The organism is Novosphingobium sp. TH158, assembly GCF_002855555.1.
Taxonomy (GTDB): domain Bacteria; phylum Pseudomonadota; class Alphaproteobacteria; order Sphingomonadales; family Sphingomonadaceae; genus Novosphingobium.
In genome coordinates this window covers 1794092-1817334 of record NZ_PKRT01000001.1, presented here as the reverse complement: position 1 = coordinate 1817334, position 23243 = coordinate 1794092, and the positions used below count along the sequence as shown (strand labels likewise).

At 66.1% G+C, this 23243-nt stretch carries 22 protein-coding genes and 2 tRNA genes; 2 read left to right on the top strand and 22 right to left on the bottom strand.

Annotated features, from left to right (window positions below; translation table 11 throughout):
• Positions 1 to 48 precede the first annotated feature (48 nt).
• The 12 genes from C0V78_RS08945 to C0V78_RS08890 all read right to left on the bottom strand — a co-directional run bounded on the left by C0V78_RS08945 (position 49) and on the right by C0V78_RS08890 (position 11684).
• A complete protein-coding gene (locus C0V78_RS08945) occupies positions 49 to 1419 on the bottom strand; it encodes a transporter (RefSeq protein WP_144039864.1) in 1371 nt (456 codons plus the stop codon).
• 36 nt (positions 1420 to 1455) lie between these two features.
• Positions 1456 to 2070, bottom strand: a complete 615-nt coding sequence (locus C0V78_RS08940) for a peptidoglycan-binding protein (protein WP_101797396.1) — start codon at positions 2068 to 2070, stop codon at positions 1456 to 1458.
• Positions 2070 to 2822 carry a hypothetical protein gene (locus C0V78_RS08935; protein ID WP_144039863.1) on the bottom strand — a complete coding sequence of 251 codons (753 nt, stop codon included), beginning with the start codon at positions 2820 to 2822 and terminating at the stop codon, positions 2070 to 2072. Before C0V78_RS08935 ends, C0V78_RS08940 begins: the two co-directional genes overlap by 1 nt.
• Before the next feature lie 77 nt (positions 2823 to 2899).
• Positions 2900 to 3640 carry a C39 family peptidase gene (locus C0V78_RS08930; protein ID WP_101797394.1) on the bottom strand — a complete coding sequence of 247 codons (741 nt, stop codon included), beginning with the start codon at positions 3638 to 3640 and terminating at the stop codon, positions 2900 to 2902.
• Between the two features lie 82 nt (positions 3641 to 3722).
• Entirely contained in the window at positions 3723 to 4733 is a 1011-nt protein-coding gene (locus C0V78_RS08925; protein ID WP_101797393.1) for a hypothetical protein, read from the bottom strand.
• 24 nt (positions 4734 to 4757) lie between these two features.
• Positions 4758 to 5333: a hypothetical protein gene (locus tag C0V78_RS08920; RefSeq protein ID WP_144039862.1), complete on the bottom strand. Its 576-nt coding sequence runs from the start codon at positions 5331 to 5333 to the stop codon at positions 4758 to 4760.
• Between the two features lies 1 nt (position 5334).
• Positions 5335 to 5709, bottom strand: coding sequence for a hypothetical protein (locus tag C0V78_RS08915; RefSeq protein WP_101797391.1), 375 nt, complete (start codon positions 5707 to 5709; stop codon positions 5335 to 5337).
• A gap of 215 nt (positions 5710 to 5924) precedes the next feature.
• The gene (locus tag C0V78_RS08910) at positions 5925 to 6506 is read right to left on the bottom strand and encodes a helix-turn-helix transcriptional regulator (protein WP_101797390.1); all 582 of its coding nucleotides are present in this window, start codon (positions 6504 to 6506) and stop codon (positions 5925 to 5927) included.
• Positions 6507 to 6659: 153 nt separating this feature from the next.
• Positions 6660 to 6842 carry a formate dehydrogenase subunit delta gene (locus C0V78_RS08905; protein ID WP_101798281.1) on the bottom strand — a complete coding sequence of 61 codons (183 nt, stop codon included), beginning with the start codon at positions 6840 to 6842 and terminating at the stop codon, positions 6660 to 6662.
• Between the two features lie 30 nt (positions 6843 to 6872).
• On the bottom strand, positions 6873 to 9719 hold the full coding sequence (fdhF, locus tag C0V78_RS08900) for a formate dehydrogenase subunit alpha (protein ID WP_101797389.1): 2847 nt from the start codon (positions 9717 to 9719) through the stop codon (positions 6873 to 6875).
• Positions 9709 to 11262 carry an NADH-ubiquinone oxidoreductase-F iron-sulfur binding region domain-containing protein gene (locus C0V78_RS08895; RefSeq protein WP_101797388.1) on the bottom strand — a complete coding sequence of 518 codons (1554 nt, stop codon included), beginning with the start codon at positions 11260 to 11262 and terminating at the stop codon, positions 9709 to 9711. The genes fdhF and C0V78_RS08895 overlap by 11 nt, the downstream gene beginning before the upstream one ends.
• Positions 11259 to 11684: an NAD(P)H-dependent oxidoreductase subunit E gene (locus C0V78_RS08890; protein ID WP_101797387.1), complete on the bottom strand. Its 426-nt coding sequence runs from the start codon at positions 11682 to 11684 to the stop codon at positions 11259 to 11261. The genes C0V78_RS08895 and C0V78_RS08890 overlap by 4 nt, the downstream gene beginning before the upstream one ends.
• Before the next feature lie 185 nt (positions 11685 to 11869).
• On the opposite strand from C0V78_RS08890, the gene C0V78_RS08885 reads away from it, so the two are divergent.
• On the top strand, positions 11870 to 12982 hold the full coding sequence (locus tag C0V78_RS08885; RefSeq protein ID WP_101797386.1) for an S-(hydroxymethyl)glutathione dehydrogenase/class III alcohol dehydrogenase: 1113 nt from the start codon (positions 11870 to 11872) through the stop codon (positions 12980 to 12982).
• A gap of 9 nt (positions 12983 to 12991) precedes the next feature.
• Here the strand turns inward: C0V78_RS08885 and C0V78_RS08880 are convergent, their stop codons facing one another.
• The 8 genes from C0V78_RS08880 to yghU form a co-directional block, all read right to left on the bottom strand.
• Positions 12992 to 13753, bottom strand: a complete 762-nt coding sequence (locus C0V78_RS08880; protein WP_101797385.1) for an ABC transporter ATP-binding protein — start codon at positions 13751 to 13753, stop codon at positions 12992 to 12994.
• The gene (locus tag C0V78_RS08875) at positions 13753 to 14745 is read right to left on the bottom strand and encodes a FecCD family ABC transporter permease (RefSeq protein ID WP_371514431.1); all 993 of its coding nucleotides are present in this window, start codon (positions 14743 to 14745) and stop codon (positions 13753 to 13755) included. Before C0V78_RS08875 ends, C0V78_RS08880 begins: the two co-directional genes overlap by 1 nt.
• Complete coding sequence (locus C0V78_RS08870) at positions 14742 to 15593, bottom strand: ABC transporter substrate-binding protein (RefSeq protein WP_101797383.1); 852 nt, start codon at positions 15591 to 15593, stop codon at positions 14742 to 14744. Before C0V78_RS08870 ends, C0V78_RS08875 begins: the two co-directional genes overlap by 4 nt.
• Before the next feature lie 5 nt (positions 15594 to 15598).
• On the bottom strand, positions 15599 to 17443 hold the full coding sequence (locus C0V78_RS08865; protein ID WP_158241517.1) for a TonB-dependent siderophore receptor: 1845 nt from the start codon (positions 17441 to 17443) through the stop codon (positions 15599 to 15601).
• A 212-nt stretch (positions 17444 to 17655) separates the two neighbouring features.
• Positions 17656 to 17726: transfer RNA gene (locus C0V78_RS14925), tRNA-Leu, on the bottom strand.
• 78 nt (positions 17727 to 17804) lie between these two features.
• Positions 17805 to 17879 (bottom strand) — tRNA-Gln (locus C0V78_RS08860).
• Positions 17880 to 17926: 47 nt separating this feature from the next.
• The gene (locus C0V78_RS08855; RefSeq protein WP_254049870.1) at positions 17927 to 18880 is read right to left on the bottom strand and encodes an alpha/beta hydrolase; all 954 of its coding nucleotides are present in this window, start codon (positions 18878 to 18880) and stop codon (positions 17927 to 17929) included.
• A gap of 32 nt (positions 18881 to 18912) precedes the next feature.
• Positions 18913 to 19749, bottom strand: a complete 837-nt coding sequence (gene yghU / locus C0V78_RS08850; RefSeq protein WP_101797380.1) for a glutathione-dependent disulfide-bond oxidoreductase — start codon at positions 19747 to 19749, stop codon at positions 18913 to 18915.
• Positions 19750 to 19827: 78 nt separating this feature from the next.
• Between yghU and C0V78_RS08845 the strand changes: the two genes are divergently transcribed.
• Positions 19828 to 20766: a glyoxalase gene (locus tag C0V78_RS08845; RefSeq protein ID WP_101798280.1), complete on the top strand. Its 939-nt coding sequence runs from the start codon at positions 19828 to 19830 to the stop codon at positions 20764 to 20766.
• Between the two features lie 20 nt (positions 20767 to 20786).
• Here the strand turns inward: C0V78_RS08845 and C0V78_RS08840 are convergent, their stop codons facing one another.
• Entirely contained in the window at positions 20787 to 22031 is a 1245-nt protein-coding gene (locus C0V78_RS08840; protein ID WP_101797379.1) for a L,D-transpeptidase family protein, read from the bottom strand.
• A gap of 103 nt (positions 22032 to 22134) precedes the next feature.
• Positions 22135 to 23238, bottom strand: coding sequence for a branched-chain amino acid aminotransferase (locus C0V78_RS08835; RefSeq protein WP_101798279.1), 1104 nt, complete (start codon positions 23236 to 23238; stop codon positions 22135 to 22137).
• Positions 23239 to 23243 lie beyond the last annotated feature (5 nt).

The window sequence follows — 23243 nt, the reverse complement described above, 5'->3', positions numbered from 1 at the left end:
GGGCGCGCGACACGAACGCGCCTCCGCTCCGGGGGCCCTCCGCGGCGCTCAGTTGGCGCGGAAGGGGAAACGCAGGCTGACAATCATGTTGGGGGCATCGTCGGTCAGGCCGATGCCCACATTGGCGATCATCGTCGTGCGATCATCGAGCGCGAAGGTCGATCCGATGTTCATCAGCGCGACATTCGCCTGACTGCCCGCCACATTGCGCCACAGGTCGCCATCACGCTGGATGCGCGTGCGGCGGACAAGGCGCTGGGTGTAGCCAAGGTTCAGGCTGGACCGGTCGTTCAGCGCAAAGGCGACACCGGCCCCGAACTGGATCGCCGAACCCAGTCGCGCCCGGCCGGGCTGGTCGCCTGGGGCCTCATCAATGTCGGTAAATGCGCGGGTGAAGTTGTGGAAGTAGTTGACGCTGCCGTAGACCACCATCGGGTCGATCGTCTTGAGCGCCGAAAGACCAACCGAAGCGCCCCAGACGCCCGATCCGGTGGAAAGCCGGGTCGGCACGGTGAGGTTGCCTTCGCTGCCCGGCACTTCCAGCAATTCCACGCCGAACGGGTGCTTGCCGGTGGGCGCCTTGACGCGGGCGTTGAGCACCAGGTCCGGGCGGCGACCGGATTCCTGCAACAGGCGATAGGAAGCGCCGAAGTTCACATCGCCAAGCCCGCGGCTGGTGCGCGAGATTTCGCTCACCCCTTCCGAATTGCCGCCGGCGCCGCCCGATGAAAAGGTCGAGTGGCGATAGAGGAAGGGCACGTTGACGTCGAATTGCAGGCGCGGTGTCAGGCTGTAGCGGGCAGTTAGATCGGCGGCGAGGATATCGGCGCTGACATCGTCGATCGAGATTCGGCCAAGGAAGATCGAATCGAGCGCGAGGAAGCCGTTGAGGTTGATCCGCGCGTCGTCGAAATGGGTATAGGTAAGGCCGGGCTCGATGGTCAGGCGGTTGCCGAAATAGCCCTGCTCCTTGCGGGTGACATCCTCGACCGCAGCGGTGGGGGCGGCGGACTTGCGCTCCGGTTCGGCGGCGTCCTGCAGGCCGGTTCGGCCCTTCACTGCGGCATAACCGGTCCGGTCACGGTCGCTCAGGCTGTAGCCCAGCTGCGGGATCACCGTATCGGCGATGCGTTCGGCCCGCATGCGCGGCATGGCGCGACCGCGCATTTCCGCCAGTGCCGGATCGCCTTCGGGCACGCCGAGCAGCTCTTCAAGCTGGCTCAGCCGCTCCTCCAGCATATCCGCGCGCGCGCGGGCGGCGGCTTCGCGTGCCTTTACTTCGACCAGCTCGGCCTGGATCGCGGCAAGGCTGCCGGCGGGTTCAGTCGCGCTGCCGGGGCTCGCCTGCGCCAGGCAGGCAGGGGGAACCATCGCGCTGGCGGCCAGCAGCAGGGTCAGGGTCTTGTAGGTACGTGTCATGCCATACAACTCCTTCTTGGGTGATCGGACGCGGGTTCATGGATTCAGCAGCTTCCACAGGGTCGCCGGATCGGGGACGCCGGTTGGCTGAAGCGACGCGCCGGACTGGAAGGCGGCGAAGGCCTTCTGGGTCGGGGCATCGAAGGTGCCGCTCGCCGCGCCGCGATAGAGGCCGCGGCGGGCCAGTGCGGACTGGGCGCGCTTGAGGATCGCCTCGTAGAGGACAGCCTTGTGTTTGCCGTTGCCTACCTCGATCAGCTTTGACGGGCTGGCCAGCCGCAGCGGTTGCAGCGCTGCAACCAGGCGCTGCGCTGCCATGCCGATGGTATCGCTGGCGTGCGCCTTGCAGTGCTGTTCGAGGATCAGCCCATAGGCCTGGCCGGTATGCCATGGCGAAAGGTCGAAGGTGTTCGCCTCATAGCGGTTGGCCGCGCTGATATAGCCTTCGATGAAGCCGATCGCGCGGGTGAAGGCGGGACTGTTCTTCGCCTTGGCCGCGACGAAAGCGGGGCAGGGCATTCGTCCGCTTTCCTCCACCGCGAAGACCCCATCGGGCGCGGCGGCCCGCGCGGACTGCGGCGCGGTCGTGAAGCTGGCAAGGGGCAGCGAAGCGATCGCGGTGAGGCGGGCGATGTGCAGCCACCCGCGCATCAGAAACCGTGGCCTTTCATCGCCGAAAGCGAATTGGCGATGTTCACCGTATCGACCATTTGCCCGCGATCGATGCCCACGGTCACGTTCATCGAATTGACCACGGCGTTGCGATCGCTGTTGAGCAGGATCGACTGGCTGAGCTGGCCGGGATCGCTGGAAATGCCCTGCCGCACCGTGCCGCCGCCCTGGGCATCGACCATGGCGAGGCCGAACTGCCCGTCCTCGGCAATGAAGGTGATGGTATCGCCATCGAGTGCCGTGCCGGTCGCCGTTCCCGTGAAGGTGCCGCCGCTGCTGCCGGTCGCGACCGAACTGGCGGGGACCACGGCCACGCTCATGCGGTTGGCGGTCTGGTTATCCGATCCGGCGATGACGTTGGACTGGAAGGCGCCGGTTGTCGGCGCGACGACATAGGCTCCGTCCGCCCCAGGTGCGAAGCCGGCCACGTCCATGTCCGGATCGCCTTCGCGCTGCCACTGGACCACGACCTGCGGCCCTGAAGCCCCGTTCTCGCCCAGCCAGATGCTGAAGCCCAGGCGGGCCGCCGTGACCACGCCATCGTCGGATTGCCAGAGCGTGTGCAGCGTGATGCCGAAGAAGCGCACGTTCTCGGCCGAAATGAACTTGCCGCGCATGTCGGCCAGCTCGCTGTCGCTTGCCACCTGTGCCGCGCCCAGCCCGGTATCGAAAACACTGTCCGGCGGCGGCGATGTTGCGGCGATGACGGGCAGGACCGCAAGCAGCATCACGGACAATTGCCGCCGGCGTTTCAGACCGATCCTGCGCCTGGCTGGGAAGCATCTGGGCATGACACGAAATCCTTGATTCAAAAGACGTAGCTGTAGGCAGGCAACAGCCCGAAATCGTACTGGGTGGCGTCCTGGACGGGGGATCGCTGGTCAAACAGGCGGCGTGCCGAAAGCGGCTCGGGCGGATTGAGCAGGACAGTTGCGGGATCGAACCCCTCGCCGGTGACGACGAAGACGATGCCGTTCCATTCGCGCTCGAAATCCTTGCGGGGGATCACCCGGTTGCCCAGCGCAGGGTCGCCGACGCTGACCTTGTCGCCGCTTACCCGCCGCAGCACGACGAAGTGCTTGTAGCCCTTGGTCGAGAGCAGGACGATGCCCGGCACCTTGAGCCCGCGCAGCGCGTCGAAGCCCACCTTGTAGCCTTCCGCACGCATGCCGACCGCCTCGACGTAGCGCTTCATGTCGAGAAGGGAGAAGCCCTTCTCGCGCACCACGTCCGGATCGGCCACCTTGAACATGTTGGCCAGGATCTGCTGTTCGCTGGTCTGCTTGTCGTAGGCGTAGTTGAAGATCGTCGCGAGCGCGGCGGCACCGCAGCTGAAATCGGTACGCTGCCGCACGATGTTGACGAATTTCAGGTCTTTCCAGCTGCTGACCCTGACTTCGTGCGTCTGCCCGTCGGGTGCGATCTGGCCCAGCCAGACCGGCGTCGAAGGAGAAGGCCCGGTCGCGCAGCCGCCGAGAAGGGCGATCGCAACGATCGGGGCCAGTCGCCCGATCCTGCCGTGCTTGCCTGAGGGAGAGGGAAATGCCATCCTACCCGTTCCACCGTTCTGTCAAAGTGGGTGGCCGGAGGAAGGCCGTTGCCGCGGCCTTCCTCCAAACCGCTGTGGCCGATCAGCTCGGATCGCCGCCGCCATTGCCGCCGCCGTTTCCGCCGCCGTTTCCAGCCGTCGCCGTCGAGGAAGCGATGGTCAGCGCGTTGAGCTGCTGGTTGCCCACGCCGCTCGCCATGTTGACGCCGATGTTGCCCGATCCGCCGACCGTCAGCCCGGTTACCAGGTTGATGCTGTCCTGCTGCTCGGCATAGTTGCCGGCGGCGAACTGGATCAGTCCGGCATTGGCTTCGGCCAGGGTCGAATTGTCGGCCACGGCCACGGTCATCAGGTTGGCCTGCTGGTTGAAGGCACCGGCGGCACCGTTCAGCCCGACATTGCCCGAACCGGTCACCGCGAAGGTCGCCAGCGTGTTGCGGTCGCGGAAGTTGTTGCTGCCGCCGCCGGCTTCGGGATCGTCTTCGTCAAGCACGTCGCCCGGGGTTGCCGCATGCACGGTGCCGATCAGCGATTGCAGGGCGGTGGTGGAGGCTTCCGCCCAGCCGCCGTCGGCTTCGTCGTCAAGGTTGTCGGACACCGCAAGGGCGGCCGAGTTGAGCTGCATGTTGTAGTAACCGGCAGCCGTGTTGACGCCGACGTTGCCGGTGCCGTCCACCGTCACGTCTTCCACCGTGTTGATGATCGGCGCGAAGAAGCCGGCACGGATCTGGCCTTCGGGAACGCCATCGAACAGATCGTCGTTCGGGTCTGCACCGGCTTCGCTCCAGCCCGGACCGAAGACCGGATCGACGTAGCCGTTTTCGCCGTTAAGCTCGTTTTCCTCGCGGTAATTCATCACCGCCGGACCCTGGAGCTGCTTGACATCGTTGACGGCAACCGCCGAGCTGTCGACATCGATGGTGCCTTCCAGCGTGACGGTACCGGTCAGGGCAACGTCCTTGGTATAGGTCACGTCGGTGACCACGCTGGTATCGATGTTGTTGGCGTAAGTGATGGCTGCTTCCTGCGCAAAGGCGCTACCGGCAACCAGCAGCGCGGGGATCGACGCTGCAATCAAGAGATGGTTCTTCATCTTCAGTCCTTTCAGGTCAGGGGGTCACTCGCCCGCAAAGGTGAGGGCGAAGGTATTCGACGAGCTGTTTCGCTCGCCACCGACGAGGTTCACCTGGACGAGCCCCGTGCTGCCTGCGAACGCCGTACCCGCAAGTTCTGCGACGGCTTCGGAGGAGACGGGGCTGCCGGGTGAGCCCGAGGGTTGCTGGGAGGCCCTTGCCTGGTCGAGCACGAGCGTGCTTGCCGGAGGAGCCTCGATTCCGATGGCGATGACCGCCAGGTTGGCGAGCTGGTTGTCATTGCCAGCCGCCACGTTGACCGCGATCAGGCCGCTTGAGCCCGCCAGGGTGTTGTCCTCGATCCGGGTCGTAACCGGGCCGCCGGCGGGGGATTCGTCTCCGCGAGACTGGATCAGCGAGGTCGGAGTGACGGCGTGATCGCCGATGGCAATCACGGCGACATTGGCTTCCTGGTTGCCGTGACCCGCCGCGACGTTGACCGCCACCCGGCCATTGCCGGGCAGGTCGGTGGCGGAAAGAACCGCCGTCGATTGGGCCATGGCGGCCTGTGACAGGCAGCAGCTGCAAAGGAGGCCGGCGAAGATGGCGCGGGGGGACATGTCAGTTGCCTCCGCTGCCGGTTGCTGCCCCGATGGCGCCGGCGATGACGCCGCCAACCGTGCCCAGCGCGCCGTGCAGCGGTGCAGTGAGCCCGCCGCCGGACAAGGCAGCGGCCTGTCCGCTGACGGTCGGGCCAGTTCGCTCGAACTCGGAACTCCTGCGGGGATCGGACCAGATTGCCACCGAGGCCGGCGCGCCAGCCAGCGCGCGGAGCGGCGCCCCGACTGCGGCGGCCTCGCTGTCGGAGATTATCTGTGCGGGGTCGGCGGAATCCCAGACGCTGCCCTTGCCTGCCAGGACGATCTGGTCCGGTGGCGCAGGTTCCCCGCGGATTTGCGCCGGCTGGCTCGGGACATCACGGCTGTAGATGAGCACGCCCCGGGCTGCGCCGTCAGCGTTGCCATGTGCGAGGGCAGGTGAAGTGCCGGGTGCTGCCCAAAAGGCGGCAAGACTTATTACATAAGTAAAAGATGAGCAAAATAGCGGACGCATGTCCATTTACTCCGAAAGCATCCGGAAGTTAATTGAACTTCCGGGTAAATTGTCTGGCTTGCGGAGTTAGATATGTTGGTATCAACCGATTCGCGTCATCAACATGTACTATTATTAAAATTTCTTGAACGAGACTTTATTGCAAATGGTGCGCACTTCACCCACATCTCTTCGCGATTTCTCGCCTCGAGCTTGCTGTAGATGTGCGCAATATGGCAGCGCACGGTGTTGATCGAAACGTGGTCGGTCCGCGCGATTTCTGCGGGAGATGATCCGCGCAGCAGTTGCAGGGCCACGGCCTCTTCTGTCGGCGTGAGGTGGAAGGCTTCGCCCAGGCAGGCAAAGTCCGGCTTGTCATCGGTAGTCACGAGCCGCATCATCAACGCGATCACGCGCTGTTCGCCGGCCTGGTAAGTCTTGAAGCTGGCAAGGATCAAGCGGTCTTCCTGGCGGTGCAGGAGGCCGATCGACTTGTCGCCAAGGGCTGCGGCCAGTTGTGCCTCGCATAGCGGGGCATCGCGCAGCCAGATCATCCCGCCGCGCATGGTGACACCTGCCTGTGCACCAACCACCTCGCGTGCGAGATCGCACAGGCCGAGCAGCTTGCCATCCGGATACAGCAGAAACCGCGCGCATCCATCGAACGCATTCCACAGCTTCAGGTTATGCTTTGCATCCATTGAGGTTAGCCCCCGAATTGCGACGAACTTTGCTCACGGCGACTTCGGCAATTCGGGGTAAACGCCTGTCAGGCGATATGGTTCCGGATTGGCAATATAATCTAAATTAATGACATAAATTTTATTTATGATTTTATTATTGGAAAACCGGTGTCAATTAACCGCGCGCAGCATTTCTACGGCGGCCCTGGCGATGCTGTTAAGGCCATTTCCGTCGCTCGCAAGTATCGCCGATTTCATTCGCGGATCCCAGAAATCCCGCAGGTGCTGGGCGGTTGCGGCGATTGCTGCTTCCTCGCCCTGCGCCGCAAGGTTCAGGGCGATCTGGTTGGCCATGTAGGTCAGGCGGGCGATATCCACCGGCAGCTACTCCGCTGGATCCGCGTGGACGACGCGGCGCGAACGGGCAGACCAGCTTTCATAGCTTTCCTGCCAGTCTGTCGGGCCGTTGCTCGGGCTGACCTGCACGGCGGTGACCTTGTACTCGGGGCAGTTGGTTGCCCAGTCGGAATACTCGGTGGTCACCACGTTGGCCTGCGTCGCCGGGTGGTGGAAGGTGGTGTAGACCACGCCCGGTGCCACCCGGTCAGTCACTTTGGCGCGCAGTGTCGTCTCGCCGGTGCGGCTGGCAAGTCGCACCCAGTCCCCGTCTTTCAGCCCGCGGTTTTCGGCATCGGTGGGGTGGATTTCCAGCAGGTCTTCCTCGTGCCAGACGATGTTGTCCGTCCGCCGCGTCTGTGCGCCGACGTTGTACTGGCTGAGGATGCGCCCGGTCGTGAGCAGCAGGGGAAAGCGCGGGCCGGTCCTCTCGTCGGTGGGAACATAGTCGGTGACGACGAACCGCCCCTTGCCGCGAACGAAGCCATCGACGTGCATGATCGGCGAGCCATCGGGATGGGCATCGTTCACCGGCCATTGCAGCGAACCCTCCGCTTCCAGACGGGCAAAGGACACACCGGCGAACGTGGGGGTAAGGCGGGCAATCTCGTCCATCACCTGCGAAGGGTGGCTATAGGTCCACCCCAGACCCATGGCATTGGCCAGGGCCTGCGTCACTTCCCAGTCGGCCATGCCTGCAGCCGGCTCCATCACCTTGCGGACAAGCTGGATGCGCCGTTCGGCATTGGTGAAGGTGCCGTCCTTTTCCAGGAAGGTGGAGCCCGGCAGGAGTACGTGGGCGTAATTTGCCGTCTCGTTGAGGAACAGGTCATGGACGATGACGCAGTCCATTGCCTTGAGGCCCGCGGCGACGTGTGCGGTGTTGGGATCGGACTGGAGGATATCTTCGCCCTGGATGTAGATCGCCCGGAACGATCCATCGAGCGCGGCGTCGAGCATGTTGGGAATGCGCAGGCCCGGCTCGGGATCGAGTGCCACGCCCCAGTCCGCTTCGAACAGGGCGCGCGTGGCGGGGTCGGAAATATGGCGGTAGCCGGAAAGCTCGTGCGGGAACGATCCCATGTCGCAGGCGCCCTGCACGTTGTTCTGGCCGCGCAGGGGGTTCACCCCCACGCCTTCCCGGCCGATGTTGCCGGTTGCCATGGCAAGGTTGGCGATCGCCATCACGGTGGAGGAGCCTTGCGAATGCTCGGTCACGCCAAGGCCATAGTAGATCGCGCCATTGCCGCCCGTGGCATAGAGCCGTGCGGCGGCGCGAAGATCCGCTGCGGGGACACGGGTGACCGCTTCGAGCACCTCGGGCGAATGGCGCGCGTCCGCCACGAAGCGCGCCCAGTCCTGATAGGCGTCCCAGTCGCAGCGTTCGCGGATGAACGTTTCGTCGGCCAGGCCCTCGGTCAGGATCACATGGGCCATCGCCGTCAGCACGGCGACATTGGTGCCCGGCTGGAGCGGCAGGTGATGTGCCGCCTCGACATGGGGAGAACGCACGAGGTCTATCCTGCGCGGATCGATGACGATCAGGCGCGCACCCTGGCGCAGCCGCCGCTTCATCCGGCTGGCGAAAACCGGGTGCGCATCGGTGGGGTTGGCCCCGATCAGCAGGATGACATCGGCCTGCATCACGCTGTCGAAGTCCTGCGTGCCGGCGGACGTGCCGAAAGTTGTATTCAGGCCATAGCCGGTGGGCGAGTGGCACACGCGGGCGCAGGTATCGACATTGTTCGAGCCGAACCCGGCGCGCACCAGCTTCTGCACGAGGAAGGTTTCCTCATTGGTGCAGCGGCTGGAGGTGATGCCCCCCAGCGCCCGCGCGCCATATTGCGCGCGGATCGCGCCGAGCCTTGCCGCGGTAAAGGCCAGTGCCTCATCCCAGCTGACCTCGCGCCACGGCTGGTCCACGCTTTCGCGGATCATCGGCGTGGTGATCCGGTCCCTGTGCCGGGCATAGCCCCAGGCGAAGCGCCCCTTGACGCAGGAGTGGCCGCGATTGGCCTTGCCGTCCTTCCACGGCACCATCCGCACCAGCTGTTCGCCCCGCATCTCGGCCCGGAAGGTGCAGCCGACGCCGCAATAGGCGCAGGTCGTGATCACGGCGCGCTCCGGCTTGCCGATCTGCGTCACGGCCTTTTCCTGCAAGGTGGCAGTGGGGCAGGCCTGCACGCAGGCACCGCAGGAAACACACTCGCTGGAAAGGAAGTCGTCACCCGCCTGCCCGGCGCTGACCTGCGAGGCAAAACCGCGCCTTGCCATGGTCAGGGCAAAGGTTCCCTGCACCTCGTCGCAGGCGCGGATGCAGCGCGAGCAGGCGATGCACTTGGACGGGTCGAAATCGAAATAGGGGTTCGAACTGTCGGTCGGCAGGCCAAGGTGGCTGGCGCCTTCATAGCCATACCGCACATCGCGCAGGCCCACTTGCGCTGCCGCGTCCTGCAGCTCGCAATCGTTGTTGGCCGAGCAGGTGAGGCAATCGAGCGGGTGGTCCGAGATATACAGTTCCATCACCCCGCGCCGCAGCTTTTCCAGCCGCGCCGTCTGGGTATGGACCACCATGCCGGGCTCCACCGGCGTGGTGCAGCTGGCCGGTGTGCCGCGCCGCCCCTCGATCTCGACAAGGCACAGGCGGCACGATCCGAAAGCCTCGAGGCTGTCCGTGGCGCAGAGCTTCGGGATCGACCCGCCGCATTCGGCGGCCGCGCGCATCACGCTGGTTCCGGCAGGCGCGGTTACCGCGCGGCCATCGATGGTGAGGCTTACCTGCGCCTCTGCGCGGCTTTCGGGCGTACCGAAATCGGCTTGCGGTTCATAGCCCATCGCTGTTCTCCCCGCGGCTGCCTGCCAGGCCGAAATCCTCCGGCCAGTGGTGCAGGGCAGAGCGTACCGGATAGGGAGTAAAACCGCCAAGCGCGCAGAGCGATCCGTACTGCATCGTCTCGCACATGTCTTCGAGCAGATCGACATCGTCTGCCCGGCCGCGCCCGGTTTTGCGCGCATTGTGCATCTGGGGCAGTGCTTCCACGCTGCCAGCCGGCGTATCGGCCCCGGCCCGGATCCGGTCGATCAGTTCCACTCCGCGCGTCGATCCGATCCGGCACGGCGTGCACTTGCCGCAGCTTTCGGCGGCGCAGAACTGCATGGCAAAGCGCGCCAATTGCGCCATGTCGGCCCGGTCATCGAATACCACCACACCGCCATGGCCGATCAGGGCATCGGCGGCGGCGAAGGCTTCGTAGTCAAAGGGCAGATCAAACCGGTCAGGATGGATATAGGCCCCCAGCGGTCCGCCCACCTGCACCGCCTTGACCGGGCGGCCACTTGCCGTGCCACCGCCGATGCCGTTGACCAGCGTGCCAAGCGGGATGCCGAAGGACGTCTCGTACAGTCCGCCAAAGCGGACGTTGCCCGCCAGCTGGATCGGCATCGTCCCGCGTGACCGGTCGATGCCGAGGCTGGCATAGAGCGATGCCCCTTGCGGCATCAGCACGTGCGGCACGGCGGCCAGGGTCAGCACGTTGTTCACCACGGTCGGGCAGCCGAACAGGCCATGCAGCGCGGGCAAGGGCGGCTTGGCGCGAACCTCTCCGCGCTTGCCTTCTATCGAGTTGAGCAGCGAGGTTTCCTCACCGCAGACATAGGCACCCGCGCCGACGCGCAATTCTACCGTGAAGGGGGCGAGCAGGGGGGCGGCCAGGACAATGGCCGCGGCAAGTTTCGCGATGGCGCGCGGGTATTCGCTGCGAACGTAGATATAGCCTTGCGCGGCCCCGACGGCATGGGCCGCAATGGCCATGCCCTCAAGCAGCTGGAAGGGGTCGCCCTCCATCAGCATGCGATCGGCGAAGGTTCCGCTGTCGCCTTCATCGGCGTTGCAGACGATGAACTTTTCCGCGCCCGGAGCGTCGGCAACGGTGCGCCACTTGATACCGGCGGGAAAGCCCGCGCCGCCCCTGCCGCGCAGGCCCGATGCGATCACCGCCTCTGCAACATCCGCCGGTGCCATGGCCCTTGCGCGCGTGAGCGCCATCCAGCCACCGGTCGCAGCGTAATCCTCAAGGCTGAGCGGACGCGTCTTGCCGGCGCGTGCAAAGGTCAGGCGCTGTTGCCCGGCCAGGAAAGGGTGATCGGCTACGGGCCCGATGCACAGGTCATCCGCCTTGCCGGCAATGACCTCTGCCACGCGGGCAGGGGTTACCGGCCCCCAGCCGATCCCGTCCACTTCGACCAGCGGCTCCAGCCAGTGCATTCCCCAGGATGATACCCGTTCAACCGTCCAGCCGGCCGCCACAAAGCCTGCCGCCACGGCATCGGCACCGCAGGCCAGGGCCAGCGAATCGTCCGAGATGCGCACCTGCCTCATGCCGATTGCACCAGCTTGACCAGCGCGGCCTCGTCCAGCCGGGCATGCAGGGCATCACCGATCCGGGCGGAAGGCCCGGCGCTGCACAGGCCCAGGCAGTAAACCGTCTTGATCCGCACCCGGTCGCCGGCAGCGGCCTGTGCCGCAGGGACCATCGCCTCAACCCCGAGCGCCTGGCACGCTTCGGCCCGGCAAAGCTCTATGCAGGGCTGCGGATCGGGTTCGGCGGTGAAATCGTGATAGAAGCTCACCACGCCGTGCACCTCGGCGCGGCTGAGGTTGAGCGCCCTGGCAATCCTTGCTTCCGCGGCCGGAGATATGCAGCCGAAGCGTTGCTGCACATCGTGCAGGATGGGCAGCAGGGCGCCTCTCCGCCCGGCATGGGCGGCGATGATCCCGTCGAGGTCCGCAGTTTCGTCCATCGCGCTATCTATGCCGCCATATGCCTGTTGCAGGCAACCGGAAGCGGTCTGCACGGTGCTTTCACTCGCATAAGTGCGTCTGCCCACGGGAATTTACGCGGAGCGGGGCGCATTCGGGGGTTACTGCCGGTGTACACGCGGCTAATGAACACAGAATTGTCCGCAACATCACAGGGATCCGATCGATGAAGACCCGCGCCGCAGTCGCCTTTGCCCCGAAGCAGCCGCTCGAGATCGTCGAGCTGGACCTTGAAGGTCCGAAGGCCGGCGAAGTGCTGGTGGAGATCATGGCCACCGGCGTGTGCCATACCGATGCCTATACGCTCGACGGCTTCGACAGCGAGGGCATCTTCCCCTCGGTTCTCGGCCACGAAGGTGCCGGGATTGTGCGCGAGGTGGGCGCGGGCGTGACCAGCGTGAAGCCGGGCGATCACGTGATCCCGCTCTACACGCCGGAATGCCGCCAGTGTAAATCGTGCCTTTCGGGCAAGACCAACCTGTGCACCGCGATCCGCGCGACGCAAGGGCAGGGGCTGATGCCGGATGGCACCTCGCGCTTCAGCTACAAGGGCCAGACGATCTTCCACTACATGGGCTGCAGCACCTTTTCGAACTTCACCGTCCTGCCCGAAATTGCCGTCGCGAAGATCCGCGACGACGCGCCGTTCCAGACCTCGTGCTACATCGGCTGCGGCGTGACTACCGGCGTTGGCGCGGTGATCAACACGGCCAAGGTGCAGGTCGGCGATAACGTGGTGGTCTTCGGGCTTGGCGGCATCGGCCTCAACGTGATCCAGGGCGCGCGGCTGGCGGGCGCGGGCAAGATCATCGGCGTCGACATCAACCCCGATCGCGAGGAATGGGGCCGCAAGTTCGGCATGACCGAGTTCCTCAACTCCAAGGGCATGAGCCGCGAGGACATTGTCGCCAACATCGTGCAGATGACCGAGGGCGGCGCCGACTATACCTTCGATGCCACCGGCAACACCGAGGTCATGCGCACCGCGCTAGAGGCCTGCCATCGCGGCTGGGGCACCTCGATCATCATCGGCGTGGCCGAGGCGGGCAAGGAAATCTCGACCCGCCCGTTCCAGCTGGTGACGGGCCGCAACTGGCGCGGCACGGCCTTCGGCGGCGCCAAGGGCCGCACCGACGTTCCCAAGATCGTCGACATGTACATGACCGGCAAGATCGAGATCGATCCGATGATCACCCATGTGATGGGGCTGGAAGAGATCAACACCGCCTTCGACCTGATGCACGCGGGCAAGTCGATCCGCTCGGTCGTGGTGTTCTGACCGGCAGGTTCAATCCACCGAGAGCGCCTGCGCGCCAGGCTCTCCGGTCCAGCGGGCGCGGACCTGCCAGACCCGGCTGACGGTGTCCGCGTCGAGTGCCTGCTCGGGCATGCCATCGGCGACGATCCGGCCCTGATCGAGCACCACCACGCGGTCGGCGCGGTTCATCGCCGTGGCCAGGTCATGCAGCACCAGCACCACCCCGCGGCGGGCCTGCACTTCTGCCCTGAGCAGCCGCATCAGTGCTGCTGCGTGGGCCAGGTCGAGATTGGCCAGCGGTTCGTCGGCAAGGACCAGCGCCGGTTCGCCCGCCAGCACCCGCGCGGCCAGCGCCTGGGCCCGTTCCCCGCCGGAAAGCCGCGACACGGGGCGGTGGCGAAGCGGGGCGAGATCCATCGCGGCGATGGCCTTTTCGATGGCCGCCGCATCTTCCGCCGCAGTGGCGTGCGGCACGTGGAGCGGCGATCCCTGCCATGGCAGCCGGCCCAGCGACACCAGCGTCTCCACCGTCACGTCCCAGGCGATCTCCGGGCTTTGCGGCAGGAAGCCGATGCGCCGCGCCCTGTCGCGCGGCTCCAGGCTGTGAAGGTCGCGCCCGTTAAGGCTGACGGTGCCGCTGGCGGGATCGAGAAGTCCGGCAAGGCAGGCCAGCAGGCTGGATTTGCCCGCGCCGTTCGGCCCGACGATGGCGGTTACCTCCCTGGTGCGGACGGAAAGGCTGATCCCGTCCAGCCTGCCCGGAAGCACAAGGTTCTCGGCCCTTAGCTCCATCAGCCCAGCCCTCCGTCAAGCGCGGGCGAGCGGCGCAGGCGCAGCAGCAGGACCAGGAAGAAGGGTGCGCCCACCAGGCTGAGCGCGATGCCAAGCCGCAGTTCGCTGACCAGCGGCAGCACCCGGCACAGGCAGTCCGCCACCAGCAGCAGCAGGGCTCCTGCCAGCGCGGAGGGGACGATCAGGTTGGAAGGCCGGCGATCGGTGAAGGGCCGCATCAGGTGCGGCACGATCAGGCCGACAAAACCGATGATCCCGGCCACGGCGACGCCCGCCCCGATGGTCAGGCCCACGCCGCCGATGAGCAGTGCTTGCAACCGCCCGGGATCGAGCCCGAGCGAACGCGCCGCTGCCTCGCCCAGAATCAGCGCGTCCAGCCCCGGTCCCGCCAGCCTCAGCAGGACAAGCCCAGCCAGCGTCAGCGGCGCGGCGATCCATACTTCGGGCCAGCCGCGATCGGTAAGCGCGCCCATCAGCCAGGTCACGATCTCCGACTGCGCGAAGGGGCTGGGGGCAAGGCTGATCGCCAGGCTCATCAGTGCCCCGGCCAGGCTGGCGATCATCATGCCGGCCAGCGTGAACAGCGCGATGCCGCCGCCTTGTCCGTCGGCCTGCCTGCCCGCGATCAGGCTGAGCAGCGCCATGGCGCCGCCCGCGCCGATCAGGGCGAATAGCGGCAAGGCCCAAGTCGTCGTGGCCAGGCCGAACGAGAGCGCCAGCACCGCCCCCAGTGCGGCGGCGGGGGCAATGCCGAACAGGCCGGGATCGGCAAGCGGGTTGCGCAGGTACCCTTGCATCGCTGCTCCCGCAGCGCCCAGCCCGGCTCCCAGCGCCAGCGCGAGCAGCGCGCGGGGCAGGCGCAGTTCCAGCAGGATCAGGCTGGCATTGGGCATGGCAGGGTGCAGCGGATCGATCCACACCTTGCCCGCCAGCAGCGAGGCGGGAACCGCCAGCAGCAGGACGGCCAGCAGCCAGAGGTTCAGCCGGTTCAACGGCGGCTCCATTGCGATGCGGGCCGCGTGACCTGGCGGCGCACTTCGGCCAGCCGGTCTGCAGCGCGGACGATGGTCGGGCCGCCGCACCACAGCAGGGCGGAATTGAACGGAGCGCGCTCTGTCCCGGGCAATCGCGAAAGGGCGGGATGATCGAGCATCCGGTCCTCTCCGGAATGGTCGCCAGCGGCAAGGATGACAGCCGGCGGATCGGCCAGCACGCGTTCCAGTGGCAGCAGGTCTGCCTGTTTCAGCCCGCGGGCGGCAGCGGCGTTGGCAAAGCCGGTGCGTCGCAGCAGGTCGGCGATCAGCGTATCGCTGCCCGGCACGATCCCGCCCGATTGCCAGACCAGCGCCGGCACTGCCGCTCCATCGCCCGGCGCGGCGCGGGCAAGGGCAGCAGCGATACGGCGCGAAAGAGCTTCGCCGCGCTCATGCTGCCCGGTGATCGCGGCGATTTGCCGGACCTGCGAAACACTCTCCTCGACAGTGCGGGAAATGGGGAACTCCACCATCGGAATGCCCAACCGGGCCAGCGCTTCGCGCGTTGCCGGGGGCGTGAAATTCCCCGAAATGACAAGCGCCGGTCGCAGCGCGGCGATTTCCTCCACCGTGCCGCTGGTGGCAGCGAAATGGGCGGCAAGCTCCGTGTCCATGGAGCTTGATTGCGGATCCCGGCTGTAAGCCGAAAGGGCGCGGATCTGGGCCGGATCGGCTACTTCTGCCAGTATCGCATCGGTACAGGGGTTCAGGCTGACGATGCCCTGGCGCAGCGGTGGCTCGGGCACCCGTGCACAGCCTGCTGCGAGCAGGACTGCGAGCACAGAGCCGAGCCACCTTTGCTTCATGGGCCCTAGATCCTGATCCGCGCGCCGACAAAGGCCGAACGGCCCGGCGTGTTATAGCCCGAAACGGTCTGATAGCGCGCGTCGCCAAGGTTATCGATACGACCGAACAGTTCGACCGCATCGCCCACCGGCATGGCTGCACGCAGGTCGATCCGGCTGTAGCCTTCGTTGCGCACGGTATTGGCGGCATTGTCGAAACTGTCGCCGACCAGCCAGATCGTCGCCCCCAGCTTCAGGCCGAAGGGAGCTTCCCAGTCAGCAGAGAAGCTCGCGCTGTCGGCCGGGCGGAGCGGCAGGCGCTTGCCATCGTTAGGGGCCGACCGGTTGAAGGCGTTGACCCGGGCATAGCCCGCCTCGACGCGCAGACGGTCTGTCGGCCGCATCACCAGGGTAGCCTCCACGCCCTCGCTTTCGGCGCGGCCGATGTTTTCCGACCGCATGCCGGAAAAGGCGATGAGGTTGGTGCTGCGGCGCTGGAACCAGGTGAGCGAGAGTGCCAGCCTGCCATCGACCAGGTTCTGCTCGATCCCCAGATCGAGATTGCGGGCGGTTTCCGGCTTCAGGTCGGGATTGCCGTAGGGCGGTTGCCCTTCGGTCAGCGTCGGGGCGCGGAAACCCTCGCCATAGGTGGCGCGGATTACCGTCTTGCCCTCGTTCGGGCTGTAGGCAAGGTTGCCGCCCAGCGTCGTGTGCGCGCCGTAATCGCTGTAGATGTCGTGCCGCACCCCGCCGGTGATCGTCAGCCCGGCAAGGGGGCGCAGGCTTGCCTGGAGGTAGCCCCCCGTCACGTCGTTATCGGCCTGGTCCGGCACGGCACCCTCGAACGCGGTGCTGGAACGGATGTGCTCGTACTCAAGCCCGCCGACGAGGGATATGGCCGGGGAAAGCTCGAACTGGCCGCGATATTCGACCCGGTCGGTCAGGCCGGTGGCGATATAATTGTTGAAGCTGAATACCACCGGATCGGTGCCCACCCGGTCAATGTCCGAGCGGCTATAGGCCAGGCGGCTGCGGAAACGGCCGTCAGCCAGGTCGAGGTTCAGCCCGGCATAGGCGAACCACTGGCGGTTGTGTGCTCCGGCCAGCGAATTGGCGCCGCCGCTGTATTCGGAGTCATAGGCCGAGCGGGTATCGCTGTAGATCGTCCGCAAATCGAGGCTCAGTGCGTCCGACAGCGTCACCAGAACGCGGCCATTGAGCGATGCCAGTTCCGATCCGTCGCGCTCGTTGCCGCCCGAGAAGATCGAATAGCCATCGGTGCGATAGAATGCGCCGCCCAGGCTGAAGCCCACCGCGCCGCTTGAGCCGGTAAGGTTGGCCCGGGCGTTGACCGTGTCATAGGCGCCATATTCGGCCGATGCCCTCAGGCGAAGCGGGCCTTGCGGCCGGGCCGTTTCGATGTTGACCACGCCGCCGATGGCCTGACTGCCCCAGATGATCGAATTCGGGCCCCGCAGCACCTCGATGCGTTCGACATTGCCGGCCAGCAGCCCGCCGAAATCGAAAGCGGCGTTGGGGCTGGAAGGGTCATTCGCGCGAACCCCGTCGACCAGAACCAAAGTCTGCGACGAATTGCCGCCGCGCACGAAGACGCTGGACTGCGCCCCCACCGGCCCGCGCTGCGCGACATTGAGCGAGGGCAGCGAGCGCAACGCATCGCCGATGGTCACGCTTTGCAGCTGGTCCAGCCGTTCGCGGCCGATGATGGCGATAGCCTGTCCGGTTGCGTCGGCCGGCTGCTCGAAGCCGGAGGCCAGGACGACAATTTCCTCGTCCGCCCCCTCATCCGCATGGGCAGCGGCCGGCAGGGCAAAGGCAATCGCCGTGGCAATCAGGTACCTGGAATTCACTTGCAATACTCCCGTCATGAACGTTGATGCCGTTCATGGCGAGAGACCCCCGCAGGCATTTGCCGGGGTCACGCTGCATTCCGGTACACCCCGCCCGGCGCGGAACGACGGTCAACAGGCAGGTCTCCTGGCTGCCGGATCGACACGAACCGCCTGCCTTCCCGGCCGAAGCCAGTGGCGTGAGTGGCGGCACGCTCCCCGGTCACAGTTGCGGGGGCAGCGCGGGATTTGAACCCGCTTCCCTCTTAGACCCGGTCTCCCGGGTAACCTATGACACTGCCCCGCGCGCTAGTCGCTTCCGCAGCATTGTGCAAGGCGTGGCCGCGATATCGGGCAATTTCAGCGATGTCTGGAAGATGGCTGGCTGGGGCGGCAGGATTCGAACCTGCGAATGCCGGTACCAAAAACCGGTGCCTTACCACTTGGCGACGCCCCAGCAGCGGATGGGCGGTTAGACGGGATTCGCCCCCATGGGAAGGGGGTTCAATCCAGCCGCAGCATCTCGCGCATGAAGGCGATGTGCTCACCCAGCAGCTCCTGCGCTTCGGGCGCGGTATGGGCCATGCCGTGGCACATCGCCTCCCACACGTGCAGGTCCGCGCGCAGGCCGGCCTTGCGCATGGCCCGATGGAGGCGGACGGTGTCCGACAGCAGCAGGTCGCGCGTGCCAGAGGTCAGCACGGTGGGCGGAAAGCCTGCGGAAAAGTCCGCCAGCGCCGGCGAGAGCAACGGATCGGTCAGGTCATGCCCGCCCGAATAGAGTGCCGGCATCCATTCGCCGGGTCGTTTGAGCACGACATCGAGTTCGGTGTTGGTCGTGAAGGTATCGCCGATCTGGCGCAGGTCCGAAACCGGCGAATGCAGCACGCAGGCGGCGGGCAGCGGCAGTCCTTCATCGCGCGCCTTGAGAATGGTCGTCACTGCCAGGTTGGCCCCGGCCGAGCCGCCGTAGACCGCGATGTTGCCGGGCGCGTAGCTTTCGAGAAGCAGGCGGTATGCTTCCACGCAATCGTCGAGGCCCGCGGGGAAGGGGTGATCGGGCGGCATCCGGTAATCGACGGACAGGGTCCTGAGGCCAATCATGTCGGCGATCTGCGCGGCAGCAAGGCCTGCTGCCTCGCCCCCGCCGACGATGAAGGCCCCGCCGTGGATGTAAAGCACGGCGCGGTCGTCCGCGACGATCCTTGCCGGGCGGACGTCATGGAGGTCGGCATTCGACAGGCGGATGATCTGCGATTCGAATTCGATCCCGGCCCGCTGCATCCGCATCATCATGACCATGCGGGCGTTGCTTTCAGCGCAATGACGCCGCCAGCCCTCGATATCATCGAGCGCGGGAACCACTGGCTCGTGGCCGAACATTGGGTTGGCAAGAAAAGCGCGGGCTTCCTCGCTGATGGTCTGCGGCAAGGGGATGACGCGAGCCGGCAGGCGCACGGCGCCAGGGGCGAGGGGTTCGTCGGCCTTCGTCAGCCCCTCCAGTCGATCGTGTCGAAGTCCGATGCCTCGTGGCGTTCGGGCATGATCTCGCGGTCATTGACCACCATGCCGCGCTTCACCCCCGGGCGCTGGCCGATCTCTGCCAGCCAGCGCGGAATATGGGCATAGTCTTGCAGGCTCAGGAACTCCGCCGCGCCGCCATAGGTCGTCCCTGAAAACAGCCCGGCGTACCAGGGGTAAAGCGCCATGTCGGCAATTGAATAGCTGTCGCCGGCAAAGAACCGCGCCTCGCCCAGGCGCCGGTCGGCGACATCGAGAAGGCGCTTGGTTTCCATCGCATAGCGATCGATGGCGTATTCGATCTTCACTGGCGCGTAGTGATAGAAATGGCCGAACCCGCCCGAGATGAAGGGCTGTGCGCCCATCTGCCAGAACAGCCAGGAAAGGCACTCCGTCCGGCCTTTCAGGTCGTCCGGCAGGAACATCCCGAATTTCTCGGCCAGGTAGACCAGGATCGATCCCGATTCGAATACCCGCACGGGTTCCGGGCCGGAGCGGTCGAGCAGGGCCGGGATCTTGGAGTTGGGGTTGATCGCGACGAAGCCTGACGAAAACTGGTCGCCCTTCAGGATGTCGATCAGCCAGGCGTCATAGTCAGCCGCCTTGCCTGCTTCCAGCAGCTCCTCCAGCAGGATCGTCACCTTCTTGCCGTTGGGCGTGGCCAGCGAATAGAGCTGGAACGGGTGGCGGCCCACCGGCAGTTCGGCTTCGTGCGTCGGTCCGGCGACCGGCCGGTTGATTGCGGCGAAGGGGCCGTCGGCCTCTTTCGGCTGCCAGACGCGGGGCGGAACATAGGCATCGGCCATGCGGTAAATCTCCTTTTGCCCATGGACTATGGCGACGCGCACGGCTTCAATGCAAGCGGGCAAGATAAGGAGAGGGTGATGGCGTGGCTGCCGCTGGCGCATATCAGTTGGGCGATTGCCGACAATGCAGATCGGCCCGCCTGCGATGCCTTCATCCTTGACCTGTTCGGGGCGCAGACCGCCTATGAAATGCTGGTGACGCCGGAAACCGCGCATTACCGCTTCGACCGTGAAGAGCGGCTGATGGTGGTGGGCGATACCATGCTGATCCCCATTGCCCCTGCCGGTCCCGGGGCGGAGCCGGGCAATCCGCTGGGCGACATGCTGCGCCGCTCTGCCGGCGAAAACCGCTGGATCGGACTTGCCTTCCGCGCAGCAGACCTGCCCGCGGCGGCTCGCTGGTTCGAAAGCCGGGACTTTTCCCTGCACTTCGACTGCGGGATGGAGGACAAGTATTTCCTTATTTCCAAGCGGCAGGTGCTGGGCATCCGTATCGAGGTCATGCAGGGCGAACTGCCCGGCGATCCGCGCCTGAAGCCTGATTGGGCGCCGCAGCGCTGGGCGCAGGATCACCCGCTGGGGATCGAGGGACTGCTCTCGGTCGATGTCGCCGCGCCTGACCTTGCCGAGGCGCGGGATCTGTTCGGCACGCGGCTGGAACTGCCCTTGCTATCGGAACGCGAACTGCCGGGCGAAGGGGCAAAGGGCATCGCATTCCGGCTGTGCGATACGGTGATGGAGGCGCTGTCCCCACCGCCGCAGGGTGCATCCGGCATGTGTGGCATAACCTTCAAGGTCAGGAGCGCGCAGGCGGCCTGGGATCACCTGGCGGCGCGCGGTTTCACCCTGCGCGGATCTGCCGACACGCGCTTCGCCATCGAGCCGGCCGAGGCGCATGGGCGGCTGATCTGGTTCAGTGAGCACCTGCCCGCCGGCTGGCCCGCGCCAGGCTCTTCGCTGCGCGCGCCCGATCCGGTTCCGGGCCTGCCGGACGGTGCCACCGCCCCTGCGAGCTGACGGCATTTGACCAAAGGCGACTACTGAAGCGCCAGCTGCGGCCTCGACAGGCCAGGCACCAGCGAGGCGAGCCGCGCATCGCGGCCATAGATATCCCGGTGATAGGCCAGCGAACCGTCGGAGCGCACGGTTACGGTCATATAAGTGACATAGACCGGGATCCTGACCGGCAGGTGGACCACAGTCGACTTGGGCTGCGGCGGCGCGGAGGAGGTTGCGAGTGCTGCCCCGCCGGGGGCGGGCTTGGGCGGTTCGAACAGCTTGTCGATCTCGGCGCGGCTCATGGTTCCGTCCAGCAGGGTGTGGGCAAAGCCCAGCGCATCTTCCACCCGCAGGCAGCCGTGGCTGAAGGCGCGCTGCTCTGCCCCGAACAGGCCGCGGCTCGGCGTATCGTGCAAGTAGATGTTGTGCGAATTGGGCATGATCACCTTCACCCGGCCCAAGGCATTGCTCGGCCCCGGCGGCTGGCGGAAATGCTTGCCCGACCAGACATAGCGCCCGCCGGCGCGCATACCGCTTTCCTTGGCGATGCTGGCCGGCACCTCCCACCAGGGGTTGAAATTGACCGCGGTCGCTTCGGCCATCAGCGAGGGTGTGGGCGTGCTGGACTTGCCCGATATCGCCGCCCAGCGCTTCACCTGTTCGCCACGGCGCCACAGCTTCACCTCGAAGCCGGCGGCATTGGCCATGATGAAGTCATCGCCCAGATCATTCGGCAGCCAGCGCCAGCGGTCCATGGTGCGGACGAGCGCGGCCTGCCGGGCCGGATCACGCTCGTTGCCCAGGGCGGCACGCAGCGCCCGGTAATCGGGATGGCTTGGCCGCAGGCTGTCGAACAGGGCGGGCAGGCGGTTCTCGGCCAGGGCGGCAGCGATGGCTTGGGGCAGGCCTTCGGTCTTGTCGGTATCGACGATGTACCATTCCACCCGCTCGCTGGCCGGGGCCGCGCCCAGCAGGTGCTGGCGGGCGAGGCCCAGCGCCAGCCCGTTCGCCTCGCGCGCAATGGCGCCGGGCCGGTCCCTGCGGATGGCGTTTTCCAGCGCGGTGGTATCGGGCCGGAGCAGCCCGTCTTCCGGAGCGGTGGCGGCAATATGAAGCAGTTGTGCGACCTGTTCGTCGCTCCACGGTGGATTGGCCGGGTCGGACGGTTCGAGATGGTCTGCGGCCAGCAGCAGGACGGCGAACGGCGCAAGATGGCGAGCATCAAGCCTGCGCCAGCGCGGTGCCGCTTTCCGCTTGCCCGATTTTCCGCCCCGACCTGCCACGCCATCCCCCGGATGCCGATAGCCCTGCTACCGCGATTGCACGCAGCAGCTTATGCCCCATGCCGGGGGGATTCAGCTAGTAAAAATGCGACTCTGTAACGGTTTAGTCGAGGCGAAGGACCCAGCCGTGCGGATCGGGGGCCTCGCCGCGCTGGATCGAAACCAGCCGGTCCTTGAGCTTGCCGGTGGTCTGCCCGGGGCCGCCCGAACCGATCACGAACTCGCCGCCCTCGGGCTCGGTTACCCGGCCCACCGGGGTTACGACCGCCGCCGTTCCACAGGCGAACGCTTCCACCAGCTTGCCCGATGCGGCATCGGCGCGCCACTGGTCGATCGAATAGCGTTCCTCGCGTACGTCCAGCCCTTCCTCGCGGGCCAGCGCGATAAGGCTTTCGCGGGTGATGCCGGGCAGGATCGTGCCGGTAAGCGGCGGCGTGATCAGCGAACCGTCGGCAAGGATGAAGAACATGTTCATGCCGCCCAGTTCCTCGACCCACTTGTGCTCTGCGGCATCGAGGAACAGCACCTGGTCATGGCCGCGGGCAAAGGCTTCTGCCGTGGGGACAAGGCTGGCCGCATAGTTGCCGCCGCACTTGGCCGCGCCGGTGCCGCCGGGGGCCGCGCGGGTATAGTCGGAAACCCACAGCGAGACGGCAGGGGCGCCGGACTTGAAATAGTTGGCCGCCGGGCTGGCGATGACGAGGAACTTGTAGCTCTTGGCCGGGCGCACGCCCAGGAAGGCTTCGTCCGCGAACATGAACGGGCGCAGGTAGAGCGAGCCGCCGGGAACTTCGGGGAACCACGCGCGATCGACTGCGACGAGCTGGCGGCAGGCTTCGACAAAGACGTCTTCCGGCAGTTCCGGCATGGCGAGGCGGCGGGCCGAGGCGTTGAAGCGCGCGGCATTCGCCTGCGGGCGGAACAGCGCCATGGCACCGTCCTTCAGGCGATAGGCCTTCAGCCCTTCGAAGATTTCCTGCGCATAGTGCAGCACCGAAGCCGCCGGGTGGAGCGGGATCGGTGCGAGCGGGCCGACCGTGGCGTTATGCCAGCCAAGATCCTCGCTCCAGTCGATCGAGACCATGTGATCGGAAAACAGCCGGCCGAAACCGGGATCGGCCAGTGCCGCATCGCGCACGTCTGCCGGCACCGGCGAAGGGTGCGGGACATGGGTGAACGAAAGCCGTGATGCGGCGAGAGTCGCCATGATTC

Bases quoted from the DNA above. Each gene is read 5' to 3' on its own strand.
- C0V78_RS08920 (WP_144039862.1), bottom strand. From the start codon at position 5,333: ATGTCCCCCCGCGCCATCTTCGCCGGCCTCCTTTGCAGCTGCTGCCTG.
- yghU (WP_101797380.1), bottom strand. From the start codon at position 19,749: ATGGCCGATGCCTATGTTCCGCCCCGCGTCTGGCAGCCGAAAGAGGCC.
- fdhF (WP_101797389.1), bottom strand. From the start codon at position 9,719: ATGGGCTATGAACCGCAAGCCGATTTCGGTACGCCCGAAAGCCGCGCA.
- C0V78_RS08940 (WP_101797396.1), bottom strand. From the start codon at position 2,070: ATGCGCGGGTGGCTGCACATCGCCCGCCTCACCGCGATCGCTTCGCTG.
- C0V78_RS08945 (WP_144039864.1), bottom strand. From the start codon at position 1,419: ATGACACGTACCTACAAGACCCTGACCCTGCTGCTGGCCGCCAGCGCG.
- C0V78_RS08845 (WP_101798280.1), top strand. From the start codon at position 19,828: ATGGCGTGGCTGCCGCTGGCGCATATCAGTTGGGCGATTGCCGACAAT.
- C0V78_RS08925 (WP_101797393.1), bottom strand. From the start codon at position 4,733: ATGAAGAACCATCTCTTGATTGCAGCGTCGATCCCCGCGCTGCTGGTT.
- C0V78_RS08905 (WP_101798281.1), bottom strand. From the start codon at position 6,842: ATGGCCAACCAGATCGCCCTGAACCTTGCGGCGCAGGGCGAGGAAGCA.
- C0V78_RS08885 (WP_101797386.1), top strand. From the start codon at position 11,870: ATGAAGACCCGCGCCGCAGTCGCCTTTGCCCCGAAGCAGCCGCTCGAG.
- C0V78_RS08880 (WP_101797385.1), bottom strand. From the start codon at position 13,753: ATGGAGCTAAGGGCCGAGAACCTTGTGCTTCCGGGCAGGCTGGACGGG.
- C0V78_RS08910 (WP_101797390.1), bottom strand. From the start codon at position 6,506: ATGGATGCAAAGCATAACCTGAAGCTGTGGAATGCGTTCGATGGATGC.
- C0V78_RS08835 (WP_101798279.1), bottom strand. From the start codon at position 23,238: ATGGCGACTCTCGCCGCATCACGGCTTTCGTTCACCCATGTCCCGCAC.
- C0V78_RS08870 (WP_101797383.1), bottom strand. From the start codon at position 15,593: ATGAAGCAAAGGTGGCTCGGCTCTGTGCTCGCAGTCCTGCTCGCAGCA.
- C0V78_RS08890 (WP_101797387.1), bottom strand. From the start codon at position 11,684: ATGGACGAAACTGCGGACCTCGACGGGATCATCGCCGCCCATGCCGGG.
- C0V78_RS08930 (WP_101797394.1), bottom strand. From the start codon at position 3,640: ATGGCATTTCCCTCTCCCTCAGGCAAGCACGGCAGGATCGGGCGACTG.
- C0V78_RS08895 (WP_101797388.1), bottom strand. From the start codon at position 11,262: ATGAGGCAGGTGCGCATCTCGGACGATTCGCTGGCCCTGGCCTGCGGT.